15 protein-coding genes are annotated in these 15025 nt (G+C 47.3%); 4 read left to right on the plus strand and 11 right to left on the minus strand.

Annotated features, from left to right (window positions below):
• On the minus strand, positions 1 to 1226 hold a 1226-nt coding region (locus QUB11_RS13940), incomplete at its 3' end, for a DUF4347 domain-containing protein (RefSeq protein ID WP_333390889.1).
• Between the two features lie 533 nt (positions 1227 to 1759).
• Here QUB11_RS13940 and QUB11_RS13945 point away from each other — a divergent pair.
• Together QUB11_RS13945 and QUB11_RS13950 are read left to right on the plus strand one after the other, a co-directional pair.
• A complete protein-coding gene (locus QUB11_RS13945) occupies positions 1760 to 2401 on the plus strand; it encodes an LON peptidase substrate-binding domain-containing protein (protein WP_015174045.1) in 642 nt (213 codons plus the stop codon).
• Positions 2402 to 2621: 220 nt separating this feature from the next.
• Complete coding sequence (locus tag QUB11_RS13950) at positions 2622 to 3560, plus strand: PspA/IM30 family protein (protein ID WP_333390892.1); 939 nt, start codon at positions 2622 to 2624, stop codon at positions 3558 to 3560.
• A 33-nt stretch (positions 3561 to 3593) separates the two neighbouring features.
• Here QUB11_RS13950 and QUB11_RS13955 read toward each other — a convergent pair whose 3' ends face one another.
• Both QUB11_RS13955 and pheA read right to left on the minus strand, forming a co-directional pair.
• Positions 3594 to 4235: a pentapeptide repeat-containing protein gene (locus QUB11_RS13955; RefSeq protein WP_333390895.1), complete on the minus strand. Its 642-nt coding sequence runs from the start codon at positions 4233 to 4235 to the stop codon at positions 3594 to 3596.
• A gap of 50 nt (positions 4236 to 4285) precedes the next feature.
• Positions 4286 to 5233, minus strand: coding sequence for a prephenate dehydratase (gene pheA / locus QUB11_RS13960; protein ID WP_333199981.1), 948 nt, complete (start codon positions 5231 to 5233; stop codon positions 4286 to 4288).
• Between the two features lie 208 nt (positions 5234 to 5441).
• Between pheA and QUB11_RS13965 the strand changes: the two genes are divergently transcribed.
• Positions 5442 to 6020 (plus strand): DUF1997 domain-containing protein, encoded by a 579-nt coding sequence (locus QUB11_RS13965; protein WP_333199979.1) that lies wholly within the window; start codon positions 5442 to 5444, stop codon positions 6018 to 6020.
• Between the two features lie 142 nt (positions 6021 to 6162).
• Here QUB11_RS13965 and QUB11_RS13970 read toward each other — a convergent pair whose 3' ends face one another.
• The 6 genes from QUB11_RS13970 to pgl form a co-directional block, all read right to left on the minus strand.
• Positions 6163 to 6615 carry an FHA domain-containing protein gene (locus tag QUB11_RS13970; RefSeq protein ID WP_333199977.1) on the minus strand — a complete coding sequence of 151 codons (453 nt, stop codon included), beginning with the start codon at positions 6613 to 6615 and terminating at the stop codon, positions 6163 to 6165.
• Entirely contained in the window at positions 6612 to 7439 is an 828-nt protein-coding gene (locus QUB11_RS13975) for a hypothetical protein (protein ID WP_333256365.1), read from the minus strand. Before QUB11_RS13975 ends, QUB11_RS13970 begins: the two co-directional genes overlap by 4 nt.
• A 31-nt stretch (positions 7440 to 7470) precedes the next feature.
• The gene (locus QUB11_RS13980) at positions 7471 to 8208 is read right to left on the minus strand and encodes a PRC-barrel domain-containing protein (RefSeq protein WP_333199973.1); all 738 of its coding nucleotides are present in this window, start codon (positions 8206 to 8208) and stop codon (positions 7471 to 7473) included.
• A gap of 55 nt (positions 8209 to 8263) precedes the next feature.
• Complete coding sequence (locus tag QUB11_RS13985) at positions 8264 to 8755, minus strand: FHA domain-containing protein (RefSeq protein WP_333153305.1); 492 nt, start codon at positions 8753 to 8755, stop codon at positions 8264 to 8266.
• Between the two features lie 82 nt (positions 8756 to 8837).
• Entirely contained in the window at positions 8838 to 9629 is a 792-nt protein-coding gene (locus QUB11_RS13990; RefSeq protein WP_333153306.1) for an FHA domain-containing protein, read from the minus strand.
• Positions 9630 to 10183: 554 nt separating this feature from the next.
• On the minus strand, positions 10184 to 10903 hold the full coding sequence (pgl, locus tag QUB11_RS13995) for a 6-phosphogluconolactonase (protein WP_333199971.1): 720 nt from the start codon (positions 10901 to 10903) through the stop codon (positions 10184 to 10186).
• Between the two features lie 368 nt (positions 10904 to 11271).
• Here pgl and QUB11_RS14000 point away from each other — a divergent pair, with 368 nt between their 5' ends.
• The gene (locus QUB11_RS14000; protein ID WP_333199969.1) at positions 11272 to 12639 is read left to right on the plus strand and encodes a hypothetical protein; all 1368 of its coding nucleotides are present in this window, start codon (positions 11272 to 11274) and stop codon (positions 12637 to 12639) included.
• Positions 12640 to 12811: 172 nt separating this feature from the next.
• On the opposite strand, the gene QUB11_RS14005 is transcribed toward QUB11_RS14000, so the two are convergent.
• Complete coding sequence (locus QUB11_RS14005; RefSeq protein WP_333199967.1) at positions 12812 to 13978, minus strand: LptF/LptG family permease; 1167 nt, start codon at positions 13976 to 13978, stop codon at positions 12812 to 12814.
• Between the two features lie 171 nt (positions 13979 to 14149).
• Positions 14150 to 14878 (minus strand): LPS export ABC transporter ATP-binding protein, encoded by a 729-nt coding sequence (lptB, locus tag QUB11_RS14010; RefSeq protein ID WP_333034782.1) that lies wholly within the window; start codon positions 14876 to 14878, stop codon positions 14150 to 14152.
• Positions 14879 to 15025: the final 147 nt, after the last annotated feature.

Here is a 15025-nt window from a genome sequence, read left to right on the forward strand (position 1 = left end):
AAGCTATAAGCGGTAGTGGGCTTGCTGGTGTCCACTGTCAAGCTGGGAGCGGTTATAGAGCCTGTTAATATCGCACTTTCTTGGGTGTCGGTCACGCCAACAGTTTTCAACAGGTCAGCTAGAGATACGTCCCCTGTATAAGTGACTTTTAAAGCTTGACCCTTTTGATAATCAAATGTTACGGTTTTGCCGCTGATTGCTCCAGAGAAGCTATAAGCGGTAGTGGGCTTGCTGGTGTCCACTGTCAAGCTGGGAGCGGTTATAGAGCCTGTTAATATCGCACTCCCTTGGGTGTCGGTCACTCCAACAGTTTTCAGCAGGTCAGCTAAAGAAATATCACCCGTATATTTAGCTGTTACCTTGTCTTTAGTTACGCCAAATTCTACTTGTTTTTCACTGACGGTTCCAGTAAATTTATAAGTTGGCTGGTCGGTGTTTAAAGCGCCTATGATTAAGCTGGGATTGTTGATTGACCCGGTTAATATCGGACTTGCTGTAGTGGTAGGAACTCCCACAGATTTCAATATATCTGCTAGAGAGCCAGCACCGTTATAAGTGGCTGTAATTGAATCCGCTCGAATCTCAAAAGTTAATGGCTTTAAAGTAGCGAGGATATCTTGTAAGGCTTTTTTGGCAACTTCAGATATGCTGATGTTTTGTGCTTTTAGGGCGGTGTCTAGTTCGTCCCAAGTCGCATAGGTTAATAATACAGCCGGATATGCTGCCATTATTTCTGAATTAAACGCAGAGGCAAACTTACCTTCTCCTAGAGCTACTTCTAACTCCCAGTTTCCTCCCAATGCAGCATTACCCGTTAAGTTAGCTGAGGCCGCAATATTTGCGCCAATCAAAGTCCGTAATTTGGCTAGAAATTCTGTACCAGCATCTCCTGCGGCGACTTGACAGCCATAAAGAAACAAGCTCGATGGTGCACTTTCACGGGCTACAAACCACTGTTTCAGTTGTTGGGCATACTTGCTCAGAGTATCTAGGCTGAGTTGGGCATTTCCCAAATACACGCAACCGGGCGCACCGTGGGAAACAATATGCACTCCCGTAATATCGCGACGATTAGCAAGTTCTTCAGTAATGTGGCTAATGCCATCTTTTGTAGCGTCAAGAATAATTACTTCTGTTCCTGCTTCTACTCCTGCTGCCAATGTTTGATAATCGGCAATTTTAGCATCGATGAAAAGAATCGCCTTTTGGATGTTGGAATTAATCATGTTAATTAGGAACCCGTGTTTTTTCGGGTGATTTGTAAATTGAGAAAAATCAAACTTGCACTCTGTTCTAATTTTTTTTATTAGAAATAATTAAGTTGTTCCGTCACAACTAACCTGAACCGTTCCAACAACTTCTGCCCCAAATCTCCTAACTGCTGGGTCTACGGCTCGATTTTCAGCATCGCCCGCGAGGAAGGCGTGGCCAGTCCGTTCTCCCAATTGTTCAGGTTAGAGAACACCACACCGAGACGTGCGGGAAACTGCTATTGAGTCAGTCCTGTTTGTTGTCTCACGTCGCGCATAAAATCTGCCGATAGAAAGTTGCTTTTTTAGGAAAAATCGTGTATTAACGACACAAAATCTACTCTATCATAGTTAAGACCGTAGTAGTAGGGTGATCGTAATCACTCTGATCTGTGATAGCGATCGCCCGCGTCGCATTTCCCCCCGATCGCCCCTCACCCCGCCCGGAATTGCCTTTAATCAGTTAAAGTAAGAAAAATAAGCGCAAGTACCGTCACTTTTGAGCGACAATGGCATCCTCTTCCTCTGTAGCAGTTCGCGAACTCCCCTTATTTCCGTTGCCGGAAGTGGTTCTATTTCCAGGTAGACCACTCCCACTGCAAATCTTCGAGTTTCGCTATCGAATCATGATGAATACGATTCTGGAAGGCGATCGGCGTTTCGGTGTACTAATGTGGGATCCCAACCAAAACAAAGTCTCTGCCGTTGGCTGTTGCGCCGAAGTGATTCACTGCCAACGCCTGCCGGACGATCGCATGAAAATTATGACTCTCGGCCAGCAGCGGTTCCGAGTGCTCGACGCCGTTCGCGAAAAACCCTATTTAGTCGGTCTAGTAGAATGGATCGAAGACGCACCGCCGCAACAAGACCTCAGACCTTTGGGAAAAGATGTCGAACAACTGCTGAGAGATGTAGTTCGCCTCTCCAGTAAATTGATGGATCAGCCGATCGACCTGCCGGAAGACATTCCCAGTTTGCCCACAGAATTGTCCTATTGGGTAGCCAGCTACCTTTACGGCGCAGCGACAGAACAGCAAACTCTTTTAGAATTGCAAGATACTGCTGCGAGATTGGAACGCGAAACCGAAATTTTGACTTCTACTCGCAATCACTTGGCAGCGAGGACTGTACTTAAAGATACCCTCAAGTAGCCAATTTGCATAGGAAAAAGCACGATCGGTTTGACCTGCATTGAAGAAAGAATTACACACAAATCATTCGATTTTCGATTTTTTATTTTTGATTTTCGATTGGGAATGAGTTATTGAACTAAGGGTTTGGAGATGGCCTACAGTTCCATTCTTTTTTGGAACAGGTATCTGTTTAATTCTTAACTTCAAACAGGTTCGGATAGGTTCCTTATAGCAGTAAATGCTTGTGTTAGACAATCACGACCAACCGAAACCATACGATGCAGTTAGAGGCGGTCAACTGCCACCTCCTGTGGGCGGTGTAGTGCTCGGCGGACTAGCAGGAGTTAAACATCGGCTGTCTAGTTCTGTCAATGAACATCGAATCGCCGCCCTGAGAGAGACCTTGAATTACGGCGATGCTGGCTTAAAAATAGTCATCAAGATTTGTCAAAGCGAAACAGGGACTGTGCAGCGGGCGGCCTGCGATTTGCTTCGACAAAGGCTGAATTCGATCGCCCGCGAAAAATTACAGGCCTTTGTAGCTTCAAGTTCAGATGCAGAAGCTGAGTTAGACAGCACTGAAAAAATATTAAAGCACTCATCCGGTGCAGTCTCCGAAAAAAATTACGATCGGCAAATGTCCGAAGCACAGTTAATATTTGAGACAATTACGCAGCAAATGCAACCAAATTTGTTGTTATTAGAAGCACTGGTAGCCTCTGTAGAACGCGAAGAATTTACCAGCGAACTGATGAATCTTTGGGAACTATTAATCTTAGAAATTCAGGAACCTCTCAAAGAACTGCGTCAGGCTGTGGGCATTGCGATTTCCGCCCAACTGCGGATTCAGTGGCTGTACAATCAAGCTGAATCTCAAGCCAACCAGTGGCAGCAGCGAGCTTTGCTAGCTCTTCAGACACAGGATGAAAATTCCGCCCGCCTCGCCGTGGTTCGCCAGCAGGTTCAATTCGATCAGGCTGCAGAACTAAAAATTGACTTAGACTACCAAACTGTGCGAGTAGAAAATCTCAACCGCAACTTGCTGGCTTTGGAAAGTAAGATTGCTCAAGCTAATTCCAAGAAAGAGATCCTCAAGATGCAGCTTCATTTTGCTAAGGTACAGCAGCAAATAGACTTCACTTTCAGCCAAGTCAATAGTATATTTTTTAGTCCTTAGTTGTCGGGTTCTCCGGTTATATATTGCGTGAGTTCAAACTTGTCTGACGCAAAAATGTATAGCCCCACTTAAAATTGCCTCATCTAGCTTAGCTCCCTCCAGATTAGCACCGCACAAAAATGCCCCGCTCAAATTAGCACCCCTCAAATCAGCTTCTCTCAAATCGGCGCCCTCAAGGTTACTTTCACACAAAAAAGCGTTTCTCAAGTTGGCTTTTATCAGACTCGAACCCCGCAGTTTAGCCTCGCTTAGATTGGCTTCTTCGAGGTTTGTATTGTCCAAGCAAGCATCTAGGAGGTTCGCTTCCATCAAGTTGGCGTTTTGCAAGTTTGCTCCGCTCAAATTAACACCTATCATTTTGGTGTCGCTCAAGTTGGCGTTTTCCAAGTTTGCTTCAATCAGGTCAGCTCCTGTTAATCTTGCGAAAGTTAGATCGACTCCGCTCAGGTTAGCTCCATTTAGGTTGGTCATCACCAGACAGGCATTCTTGAGCTTGGCACCTATTAAGTTTGCCCCCCTTAAGTTGGCCAGGGCAAAATTTATTTCCTTGAGATTCGCACAGGCTAGATTAATATGAATTAGGAAAGCTTCTCGCAAAGAAGCCTCTTTCAAGTTTGTTTCATGAAAATTTCTTTCTCCGGCTGCGTATCGCTTGAGAAGTTCATCAGCATTCATCTCACCCGCCTCCTAAGCTTGACTGAAAAAGTATACTACATAAAAGAAAATTATACTACTGACAGTACATTGTAGCAACCAAAGATTTTTAAAGTTTCTGTGTGATTTTTTAATTCTTCGAGTGCCGATAGAACAAATGCTTGGCAGGCGTTAGCTTCAACGTCCATAAAGAAAATATATTCTCCAAGCGATCTTTTAGTCGGTCTAGATTCAATCCGACTTAAATTAATACCGCGACTGGCAAATACTTGCAAAGGTTTTACCAGTGCTCCCGGCATATTGGCAGGTACGCTAAAAGCTAGTGAGGTATGGGTGCAATTAGACGGTGAAGCATCGAGGATCAACTCAGGAGCAGATTGTGTAATGGATTTAATGGATGAGCGAGCCCCTGATTCAACGTTTCCGATTTCTCCGCCACTCCTGCTGAGTACCCAAAAGCGAGTGTAATTATCGGGATAATCATTAATGGGGTGAGCTAACACTGGCAAATTGTAAAGTTCAGCCGCTCTTGGCGAAGATATCGCTGCTACATTTGTATCTTCCAGATATTGCAATGCTTCCGTGGTTGAGTTGGCGGGAATTAATTGAGCTGAGGGAATAAACTGCCCCAACCATACCTGACACTGAGCTAGCGCTTGCGGATGAGAGTAAACTTTTTGAATCTCGTTAAAATTTTTGGCATTAGACACTAGGGCGTGGGAAATTGGCAAAACTAAGGCGTGTTGAATGCGGAGTTGATCGAGTCGCCACAGTGTATCTAAGGTGACAGTCACGCTGCCTTCGATCGAATTTTCGACGGGCACCACTGAATAGTCAACCTGCCCTACGGCAGATGCCTCTAGCGCTTGAGAAATGGTGGAATAAGGACACAGGGTGCATTCCAAGTTAGTATTCAGGCTCAACCAATTGACATAAGCTAGAGCCGCTGTTTCTGCATTTGTACCCACAGGGCCGAGATGTGCGATCCTCTTCGAGGGCTTCGCTAACGAAATTTTCATTTAGAGGCAATTTTAGGTTACAAATGTTTGCTTGACTCTCATCAGCTAGGAAGTATGATGAAAAATTAGCGATGTCCCGAAAGCTTTTATCAGTGATTTCTCGGATGACATTGCTGGGTACACGACTTAGGGGGCAACTTATGTCACCTTAAAAAAGGTGATAGTTTATTAAGATATGCTTAGGAATCCTATATTTTGATATTTTCTCATGTATACCCGCTTTAATTCTTCCCAATCCGTTGAGATCGCCGTACCAGAGGAACGGGTTCCCATTCAACATTATCTGCGCCAGCCGAGGCGACTGGTGAACGCCCTTGTCGATCAAAGTCGCACAGAACAGCTAAGCGATGACTGTTTCCGCCTAAAAATGCGACCGTTACAATTTATGATGCTGAGCATTCAACCCACAGTAGACATGAGGGTGTGGGCGCAGTCGGACGGCACAATCAATTTGGAGTCCGTAGCCTGCGAGATTCGGGGCGTGGGTTATATAAACGATCGCTTTGCTCTCAATCTCAAAGGAAAGCTTTGTGTACACCAAAGCAGCGGGGTAGCATACTTGAAGGGAAAAGCGGATTTGGAAGTGCAAGTAGAATTACCGCCGCCGTTTTGGCTGACGCCCAAACCCATTTTAGAAGCAACGGGGAATGCTTTGCTCAAGAGCGTACTGCTGAGCGTCAAACAGCGGTTAATGCACCAGTTGCTCTCGGATTACCGTCGATGGGCAAGCAGCGAACCTGAGATAATATCGAGCGATATCCCCCAAATCTTATCTCTAGAAGGGTAATCTCGTAGTCTAAGAAGCTGTTAATTAATTTATAGGCATATTTGGGCAAAAATCAGCGGAATTGTCGAGATATGAGTTAGCTACTCAAATGGCGCACCCTGAGCTTTGTGTGAGTTCGCTTGCAGGCATAGACAGCGGCAGGTTAGTCAAGATCGATTTGAGTGATCCCTCCAAGTTCATCGTCTTCGATTATTCCCACGCCCCCAGGCCAAGCTGTTGACTTGTCTTTTGAAACTTCGTCCTTTTGGCGGAGTTCGCGCTGCGGTGGCTTGATTATTTTGCCCGGTTGATTCGTTGCGCCCACCCGAATCCTGATTTTTGGCCCGGAATTGCCCAAGCGAATTGTCATCCCGTCCACAACTGACACCTGAGCGATCGGTCTATCATCTACATAAGTGCCGTTAGCACCAAAATTAATAATTTCCCAGCCATTAGCGTGATTCCACAGCTCTACGTGGTGGCGCGAAACTACAGCGCTGTAAATAATTACATCATTGTCGTTCGATCGACCGATCCGAACCACGGGTTCTGATTCAAAACACCAACTTTGAACTGGGACAGACTGGATAGGATGTAACAGAGTTAAGGTAATCACTGATGTTTTGACACTCCACCGCCAGACAGAAACGGGGATACTTCTAGAGAGATTTTTTGGGAGAAAACTGCAAAAAATTTGATTTTTAAAGCCGTCATCAGTGGGCCACTATTCCCTCTATCTGCCCTAAAAGTCGAACTTTTGGCTGCTTGAGGTATTTGAAGCAACTTTTGAGGGTTAGCTTTTGGCGCAGGGGCAAATTTTTGCGGTACTCGGTAACAACCAAACACGATGTGATAAATCGGGTGAACTTCCCAGTGATGGACGGCGGTTAAAACCGCTTGATTAATTTGGTCTGTGAGGGAGCGATTCTGCCGATGGGTGAGTCGCTCCATTCGATCGGCTAAATAATCCTTTTCCCGCTGATGAACCAGAGAATTTAACTCATACCCGCGATGGTTGCACCGCTGATTCGAGTTCTCGGTCGGGCCACAGTCACTGCTCAACGGCTTGCTGTTTATAAAGAAAGAAGTTAACCAATTATTAATCCTGGGGTCTCTAGATAAAATACTTGTTGATTGTATCTGAGATGTTGCACCATTCTCAATTACTTGTTTAGGAACAGGCAAGATGCCTGTTCTACAAGAAAATTCACTCTTTGTGGAACAGGCATCTTGCCTGTTCTGGAGAATGGTGCAAGATGTGAGTTGTATCAAACAGCATAGGTCATTTTGAGTTGCTAACATTTTCCTTATTGATGCGATACCTTTAAAATACAATGCTTTGAGCAGCACTGGAATTTTGAGCGACAACACATCAATCTCTGATAGCGAAAATACCGATCGACCTTCCTCGCGCGCGCCGCCCGAAAATGCGATCGGCAATTAGTCCCCCGGCGAGCGGGAAGGCCAAACTTCAGCTCAAATCTGACTCAGGCGGCTCCGGCTTCGGCTCTGGCGGGACAGATTCTTGCCTTTGCCGCTTCAACTCTGCAACTTTTTCTTGAGCTACATCCCTGACTTCTAGAGCTTTATCTTGGAATTTTTCCGCCAGACTTTGAGCGCCCCGCTTCACGCCGGCCACATTTTTGAGAGTTCTGTCGAAATCTTCATGTAAAAACTCTGCTACCAGACCGACTTTTTTGTGCAGTCCCTCCGCGTACTGCACTGGCTCCGATACAGCCGCTTCAGAGACGATCGCCCGCTTGCTACCGATGGTCGAAATAGCTGCCACAGGTAACAAGTAAATGTCGTCTAAAACACCGCGCCAGCCGCTCGATTTAAATAGGTAGTGGGTGACTGAACCAGTGCGGACATCAAATAGGTAGTCAACCACTGCACCTGCCTTATTCCCAGCGTCCGTGAGTACCTCAAGCCCGATCGGACAAACAGCTTGTTCCGGCTGATGAAGTTCCGGCAGTTCCGGGTTAATAGTGACAAAAACATTTTCCCCCACCGTATCTACTTGCGCCCAAGCGAACCAAGTTTTTTTGCTGCCCAAAAGTCCCGACTTGCAAGTAAAGCCGATCGCCCGTTGGGAGTGAGCATCGAGCCAAACCCGATCTACCCTGCCGACCTCTTCCGCCGTTCTGCGGTCGATGGTGCGGCGGCCCTGCAGTTCACTGCGCCTAACAATCTGTGGTGATGTACTCATAAATAAACTCCTGAGTGCCGCCTTTGAAAAATGTCGATCGTCCAAAGAAGCCGATTTAATATTCTTCTTCCGAATAATGGCGATTATTATCTGCCTGGGTTAACTCGTCCTCTTCCCTGGAAGTGCCAACTTCTTTGTGGTCGGGAACAGGAATCGTGCTCATGTGCACGCCGGCCGAGGGAGCGTGAATTTCCTTAGCCTCCCTGGGCTTGACGCTAAGAAGTCCTAACTGGACGGAGGACTGATTCGGGCCTACATTGATTTGAATTTTCGGCCCAGAGCGAGCCAAGTGAACGATCAGACCGTCCACAATGGGAACCTTAGCGATCGGCTTACCATCGAGGTAAGTCCCGTTGGTACCTAAATTGATCAGTTCCCAAGTTATGCCGCTGCGCCGCAATTCGATGTGGCGACGAGAAACCACAGCGCTAAAAAGAACGACGTGGTTTTCGGTCGAGCGCCCGATCCGGACGACCTGCTCGTCTTCAAAGATCCAACTGCGGACGGGTATAGACTGGAGTGGATGTAGCAAGGTCAGCTTAATCACATTGGCAGCATTGAGTTTTGGTAGAGCGCCTCAAGATGCGATTTTAGATTTTAGACTTTCGATCGCCCAATCCAAACTCGCTCTAAGAGATTTGAAATAAAAACGTAACCAGGTCTCCTTTGCCCAGAGAGATGCGGTCTCCCGGTCGCAACCGGTGGCGGTTTCCCTTGGGTAGCGGAGTATTGTTGACGTAAGTGCCGTTGGAACTGCCTACATCTTCTAGGTAGCAAGCATCTCCCTCCACCCGGAGATTTGCGTGTACCCGAGAAACTATCTCAGAATTAGCAAATCCCGAAACATCAATATCCGGCGGCACTAAGTCATTTGGCTTGCCTATGTGAACCACAGCCAGACTGTGAGGCAATTCCATCGGCGTATTTGTCTGAACGTGTAGCAGGCGCGCCGACTGCTGTTGCAGTTGAGTTTTAGCTACACCTGCGGGCTGTGGGCCCGGAACCGGAGGAGAGATATTTACTGGTATTGCCACCGATTCAGTTGTAACAGGAACCGAGGGCGAAGGGGGGGGATCGGGAATCGCTGGAATGCTGGCGGGAGTTTTTTCCAAGTTGAGCCCCTTATTCAGGGTAACTAGAGGTTCCATGACCATCAGGGGTTCGGGTGGCACTAAATCCGGCGCCGGTGACGATACCACTGTGGGGCCTACAGGCGAGGGGGACGGTACTGTCACCTCAACTTCTGGAACTATGGAACCCGGACGCAAGTTAAAGCCACACTGACCGCAAAATGCTGCATCTGTCTGAACTGCTGCACCGCAGTTCGAGCAACTTGCGGTAACAGGTAAAGGCGTGTAGCAAGCCTCACACTGGCTGGCCCCGTCGGGGTTCTGGTGATTGCAATTGGGACAGACAATCATCGATTTCTCCTTGCTATCGGCCAGATTTTTAAATCAGCCTCATCAAAAGTCGTTGGGTCTGAAACCCCGTCCTTACAGGACGGCTTGACATTGAATTGAATCCCCTTGCGGGGTAGGGGGGTATGGTTGCCCCCCCGTGAGGATATGGTTGTCCTCAATCTCCCATTTCTGGGGTAAAGTTAGCTTCGCCAATGTTTAAGGAGCTTGTTAGGCTAGCAGCACTGTTCCAGTGACCTTAGAACTGTTTAACCACTAGCGACAGAGCAAGGGACTAGCTTCGTATCCCAGGGTGTCGTGACTCACAAAACGTAGTCAGTTAAGACGCTTGGCCCGTCAGAATGGCTTGTTAGATTTCTCTTTCAAGCCTCATGCCTTTAGGCTGAGGTTCCTGACAAAAATACTCGTGTATATGGTCAAATTTTAACTTTAACCGCCACAATTCTTATATTGCTTCTAATACTAGCAACTGAGCTGACGCCGTGACGTTAGCTGTGATGGGCAAGATTGAGTTAGTGATAATGCTGACTGTGTTGGGACGCTTGCGGCTCTGTCGGCTATTTTACGGAGGAGCCAGCAGCCGCATCGAGGAGCCACCAAAGCTCGCCTTCTGGTTGAACGAGTCTGGCTGGATAGGTCATTTCGTCGGCTGCGGGGGCAAAAATTTGAGCTAGGGCGGGTTGTTTGCTGGCTCCTGCGACCATGAAGATGACGCACCGGGCCCGGTTGATTAAGGGGACTGTAAAGGTAATGCGGGGTTGACCGTCTTTGTTGCCGACAGTTACTAGGGCGTCGCGGACTTGCAAGGCTGCTGTGCCGGGAAATAGAGAGGCTGTGTGGGCGTCGTCTCCTATGCCCAATAAAATGATGTCGAAGGCAGGAAACTCGCCGTCGGATACTTTGAAGAACTGCTGTAATTCGGTTTGGTGCGCCTCCGCGTCGGCTGCGGGGTCGCCGGCGGCTGTGGGCATGGGGTGGATGTTGCTGGCGGGGATATTCACTCGATCGAGCCACGCGAGGCGCGCCATTTTTTGATTGCTGTCTGGGTGTTCTGGGGGAACGTAGCGTTCGTCGCCCCAGAACACGTGAATTTTGTCCCAAGGCAGGTCTTGGCCCGAGAGCGCTCTGTAGAGCGGTTCTGGTGTGCTTCCGCCCGCTGCGGCGATCGTACAAAGTCCGCGTTCTGCTATGGCTGCTGAGATTTTCGACAGCACAATCACCAGCGATCGATCTATTAATTGTTCCCGATTTGCTAATACTTCAACTACTTTTTTCATTAATTTCCTCTCAACTTTCCTATTCGTGTTGTTCTCAGCAATTGCCAATTTTACCTTGACATTTTGGTTTGAGGTCGATCTGCTGACAGACCCCGCAGGCTGGGCACGGCATCCCATAATATTTTATCATCTTATGCCCCTTGATTTGAGGAAAGCCAGACATATTTTTACCAATGCTTTATCGATTTTTACCTGTGACATTGCTCTTTGGCAACTTTGAATCAGAAGTCTGATCGCACATTCACAGTAAAAGCAAAATAGACAGGCTCCCGATCGCACTTACCCCGGGATAGCAAAAATAATCAAGATCGATGTGGTAGACTAGGAAAAATAGTTTTAAATCCGCACGCTCGGATGGAAGCAAAACTATGTCAATTTTCAAGCGATTTCCTACATCTGTCCGCTATCTGATAGCGCGGTTGCGCCACTGGACCCAACCGGCGGTTTGGGCTCCCCTAGCCGTGCTCTGTGCAGGGGGGTTATTTATCTGGGAGGTCTCTGTCAACCCAGAAAGGTTGAGCATAGATGGCGAAGAAGAAGTAGCCACAAACAATCCAGCTTCGCTATCGGGGCTATCTGCTGAAGATACCGCCATTGCGGCTGAAATAGACAGCTTACCAGTGCTAGTCAATCAGTTTAATGGCTCTACTGCTTCTGAACTGAACTTGTTAAATTCATCAGTAGTAAAAAGCAAAGGTTTATTCGAAGAACTTCGAGATCGGGACTTAGAAACTCCTCAGCAATCTTCAGCCCCCAAGCGGGTAGGAAGCAGCGGATTTTTGCCCTTGCCAAATTTAGCAAATCCTGCCGCCCTGGCCGGAAACAATAACCCCCAAAATTCCAGCTTGCCAAGTTCAAACGCCACATCAGCGTTGAGTTTATCTGGCAGTGGGAGACTGACTTCCGGGATAAAAACGATCGAGCCTGAGTCTGGGGGTACAGCGAAAGCAACTTTATCGCCGGCGTCGAGTGATGCTAATTCAGATAAACAAAACGAAAATTCTCTGCCTTTGAGTCCGCTGCAAGCAGCTATGAAAAAATACGTCGTTGCTAACACTTCGGCAACGGCGGCTTCGGCTGAGAAAACAGCAGACTCGGCTAAATTGCTCGATCGACCCGCTTCCGATCCGGCGGCAGGAAATGCGACAAATTTGCTCCCAACGACCGCTACAGCTCAAGGTGGAGCAAATCCTGTGAATGTTCCCACAGCACTTCCCCCACTTGTGGCTCCGACAAATACTGTAAGCAAGGAATCTCAAGAATTATTAAAACCGACAGCTACAGTCCCTGAATCATTGGCGGGGTTAAATTCCCGAGTACCGAGCCTCCCCGAAATAAATGCAGGGGCTCCAACGGTGGCTTTGCCGAAAAATCCCTACCAAACTAATTTATCTGGTTCCGGCTCCGCACCTGAAGTTCAACCGGCTGCACTTCCAGTAGCCACACCTTCACCAACACCTCTACTTCCAAATGTCGGTCAATCTCCCTTTGCGAGTGGGATTGGGGGAAGCAAGATAATTAGCCCTCAATTCTCTCCCAATTCAGCGAATTCTCAATTTCAAACACCTCCACCGAGTCAGCTTAATTTGCCGGAGCAGCATAACTTTGGAGTTGTTCCCCAAAATACAAATCAGGGCGTGCAGCCCATTCAACCTCAAACTTTTGCTACACCCCGATCCCTGGCTCCGGGACGCTACATTGGTGGTGGCGAAATCAATACTTTTTCTAATCCTTAAATGAAGGAAGTTCGGCCACGAAAACGATATTATCAATTCCCAATACTTAGGCTACGCTGTTCCTGCCCTTCGACTTCGGTTTTCCTCAGCGTAGTCGAAGGGAAGGGAGCCGAAGGCAGTGGAAAGGTAGTACAAGTTCCGAATTAGCCATTCCCAATGTTAGTGGTAAAACTTACCTAGCGGCAGCCCGCGCCAACAACAATCCTCCGATTCCCAAACCAAACACGATCGGCAGCCAAGCCGAAAGAATCGGAGTCAAAACAGCTTTCACGCCCATAGAACTGGTGATGAAAGAAAATACATAGTAAGTAAAAATCACAACTACGCTAATACCAAAACTCGTTCCTCTACCGGAGCGACGCGGTTGAGTTCCCAAAGCGGCTCCCACTAAACCAAATACCATGCACACGAAAGGAAAAGCATATTTTTCTTGAATTCGCACCTTTAATTTGCGAATTTGCGGTTCGTCGCCGCTGTTTTTAAGGATATCCAAACGCTCTAAAGCTTGGGCAATGTTCATTTCCTTAAAATCCCGCGCTCTAGCAGCTAAATCTAAGGGCGTGCGGGGGAGTTGCAATTGCTGGTGTTGAAACCTAACTATATTCCGGTAAGAGCCATCAGGAGCTACTATATAAGCGGTTCCGTTGAAAAAATCCCAGGTATTTTCTGAGGGATTCCAAGTAGCGGATTCTGAAGAAACGATTTGATTGAGGCCTGGGGTGGAGCGATCGATAATTGTTAAACCTTTCATTTGCTGGCCGTCAAATTGTTCTGCATAAAAAAAGCGGGCTAGGATTTCGTCGCCGCCTTTTTCGGGTTTGCGAAATTCTGTGTAGATAATATTTCTATCTTGAAATGTCGGTTTTTCTCGCTTCATGGCTCTGTCTAGAGTCACAGTAGCTCTGTAGCTGGCGGCGGGTACAACTAACTCTTGCAAAGCAAAGGTGAAGCCTGCAACAATTAAACTCATTATCACAGCAGGCAGTATTAATCGGTAAACGCTAACTCCGCAACTGCGGAGGGCGATGAGTTCGCTGTCGCTGGACATTCGGCTGTAGGCCATTAAGGTTGCTAGCAGCATTGACATGGGGAAAGCCAATACTACGAAGTAGGGAATTTGCAGGAGAAAAATTTCTATGGCTGCGCTGTAGGGGAGGCCGGATTCTGCTACTCTGCGGACTAATTCAAATAAAGCTCCAACTGTGACGGCGACGGATGTAAAGAGTCCGACGCCAAAGAGAAATGGGCCGATTAGTTCTTTGGTAATGTACCAGTCCATTACGGAAATTCTCGGCAGCCAGTTGATGGGATTCAAAGAATTGGATATTGCTATTTTCATAGTTTGGCGATGAATGCAGTTGGCTCCTCAATCTAAAATTGAAATTTCTGTATTGTGTTTTTATAGGGGGGGAGGGCGGGTTTATAGATATCTGGGCTGGGATATTTATATTTAGGCGAACCCGCCCCTACGGAATCTATCCGACGCCCCCTTGGCAGTTGCTATAAAAGACTATCGCACGAAGTTGTCACCTAAGTAATATTGTCGTACTAAAGGATTGCTGTAGAGTTCTTCTTCAGCCCCGGAGGCTAAAATTTGGCCGTCTCGCATGATGTAGGCTCGATCGGTAATTTCGAGGGTTTCTCGGACGTTGTGATCGGTGATGAGGATGCCTATTTTACGATCGCGCAATTTAGCAATAATGGTTTGAATTTCGTCTACGGCGATCGGATCGACGCCTGCAAACGGTTCGTCTAAAAATAGGAACATCGGGCCGTCTCGCCCTGCAGCTAATGCTCTGGCTAGTTCAGTCCGCCGTCTTTCTCCCCCTGATATTTGAATTCCCAAACTGGATGCTATTTTTTCTAAGCGAAATTCTTGCAATAGGAAATCGACTCGCTCGCGCCATTCCCAGCGTGGCACTTGAGTTTGTTCTAAAACTAACAAAATGTTGTCGCGCACGCTCATGTTTCGGAAAATGCTTGCTTCTTGAGCGAGATAGCCAATTCCCAAATGCGCTCGCTGGTGCATCGCCAATTTAGTGATGTCTAAATCGTTTAGCCAAACGGTGCCTTGATTGGGTTTTTCTAATCCGGTTGCTATGTAAAATGTTGTGGTTTTGCCGGCACCGTTGGGGCCGAGTAATCCTACGATTTCTCCTTGGGCTACCGACAGGTTGACGCGACTAACTACATTGCGTTTTCCGTAGGATTTGTGAATATTTTCGAGTACAATTTTCATTTTCGCTCCCGGCAAGCTCTACAAGCTAATTTCAGACTGCGGCTTTGTGCGATCGACTCTCTAATTTAAAGTTTACCTTTCCAAGTTTGTGAGTTTTATAAAGACGAAATTTCGCATCTATCCCAAGTAGTATGTTTTGGCTGAGGC

Origin of the sequence: Microcoleus sp. B6-A1 (assembly GCF_036705085.1) — a bacterium.
Classification (GTDB): Bacteria; Cyanobacteriota; Cyanobacteriia; order Cyanobacteriales; family Microcoleaceae; genus Microcoleus.

What these genes read in the sequence shown, in the direction of transcription:
- QUB11_RS13945 (WP_015174045.1), top strand. Translation starts at nt 1,760, where the DNA reads ATGGCATCCTCTTCCTCTGTAGCAGTTCGCGAACTCCCCTTATTTCCG.
- QUB11_RS13950 (WP_333390892.1), top strand. Translation starts at nt 2,622, where the DNA reads ATGCTTGTGTTAGACAATCACGACCAACCGAAACCATACGATGCAGTT.
- QUB11_RS13955 (WP_333390895.1), bottom strand. Translation starts at nt 4,235, where the DNA reads ATGAATGCTGATGAACTTCTCAAGCGATACGCAGCCGGAGAAAGAAAT.
- pheA (WP_333199981.1), bottom strand. Translation starts at nt 5,233, where the DNA reads ATGAAAATTTCGTTAGCGAAGCCCTCGAAGAGGATCGCACATCTCGGC.
- QUB11_RS13965 (WP_333199979.1), top strand. Translation starts at nt 5,442, where the DNA reads ATGTATACCCGCTTTAATTCTTCCCAATCCGTTGAGATCGCCGTACCA.
- QUB11_RS13980 (WP_333199973.1), bottom strand. Translation starts at nt 8,208, where the DNA reads ATGAGTACATCACCACAGATTGTTAGGCGCAGTGAACTGCAGGGCCGC.
- QUB11_RS13990 (WP_333153306.1), bottom strand. Translation starts at nt 9,629, where the DNA reads ATGATTGTCTGTCCCAATTGCAATCACCAGAACCCCGACGGGGCCAGC.
- pgl (WP_333199971.1), bottom strand. Translation starts at nt 10,903, where the DNA reads ATGAAAAAAGTAGTTGAAGTATTAGCAAATCGGGAACAATTAATAGAT.
- QUB11_RS14000 (WP_333199969.1), top strand. Translation starts at nt 11,272, where the DNA reads ATGTCAATTTTCAAGCGATTTCCTACATCTGTCCGCTATCTGATAGCG.
- QUB11_RS14005 (WP_333199967.1), bottom strand. Translation starts at nt 13,978, where the DNA reads ATGAAAATAGCAATATCCAATTCTTTGAATCCCATCAACTGGCTGCCG.
- lptB (WP_333034782.1), bottom strand. Translation starts at nt 14,878, where the DNA reads ATGAAAATTGTACTCGAAAATATTCACAAATCCTACGGAAAACGCAAT.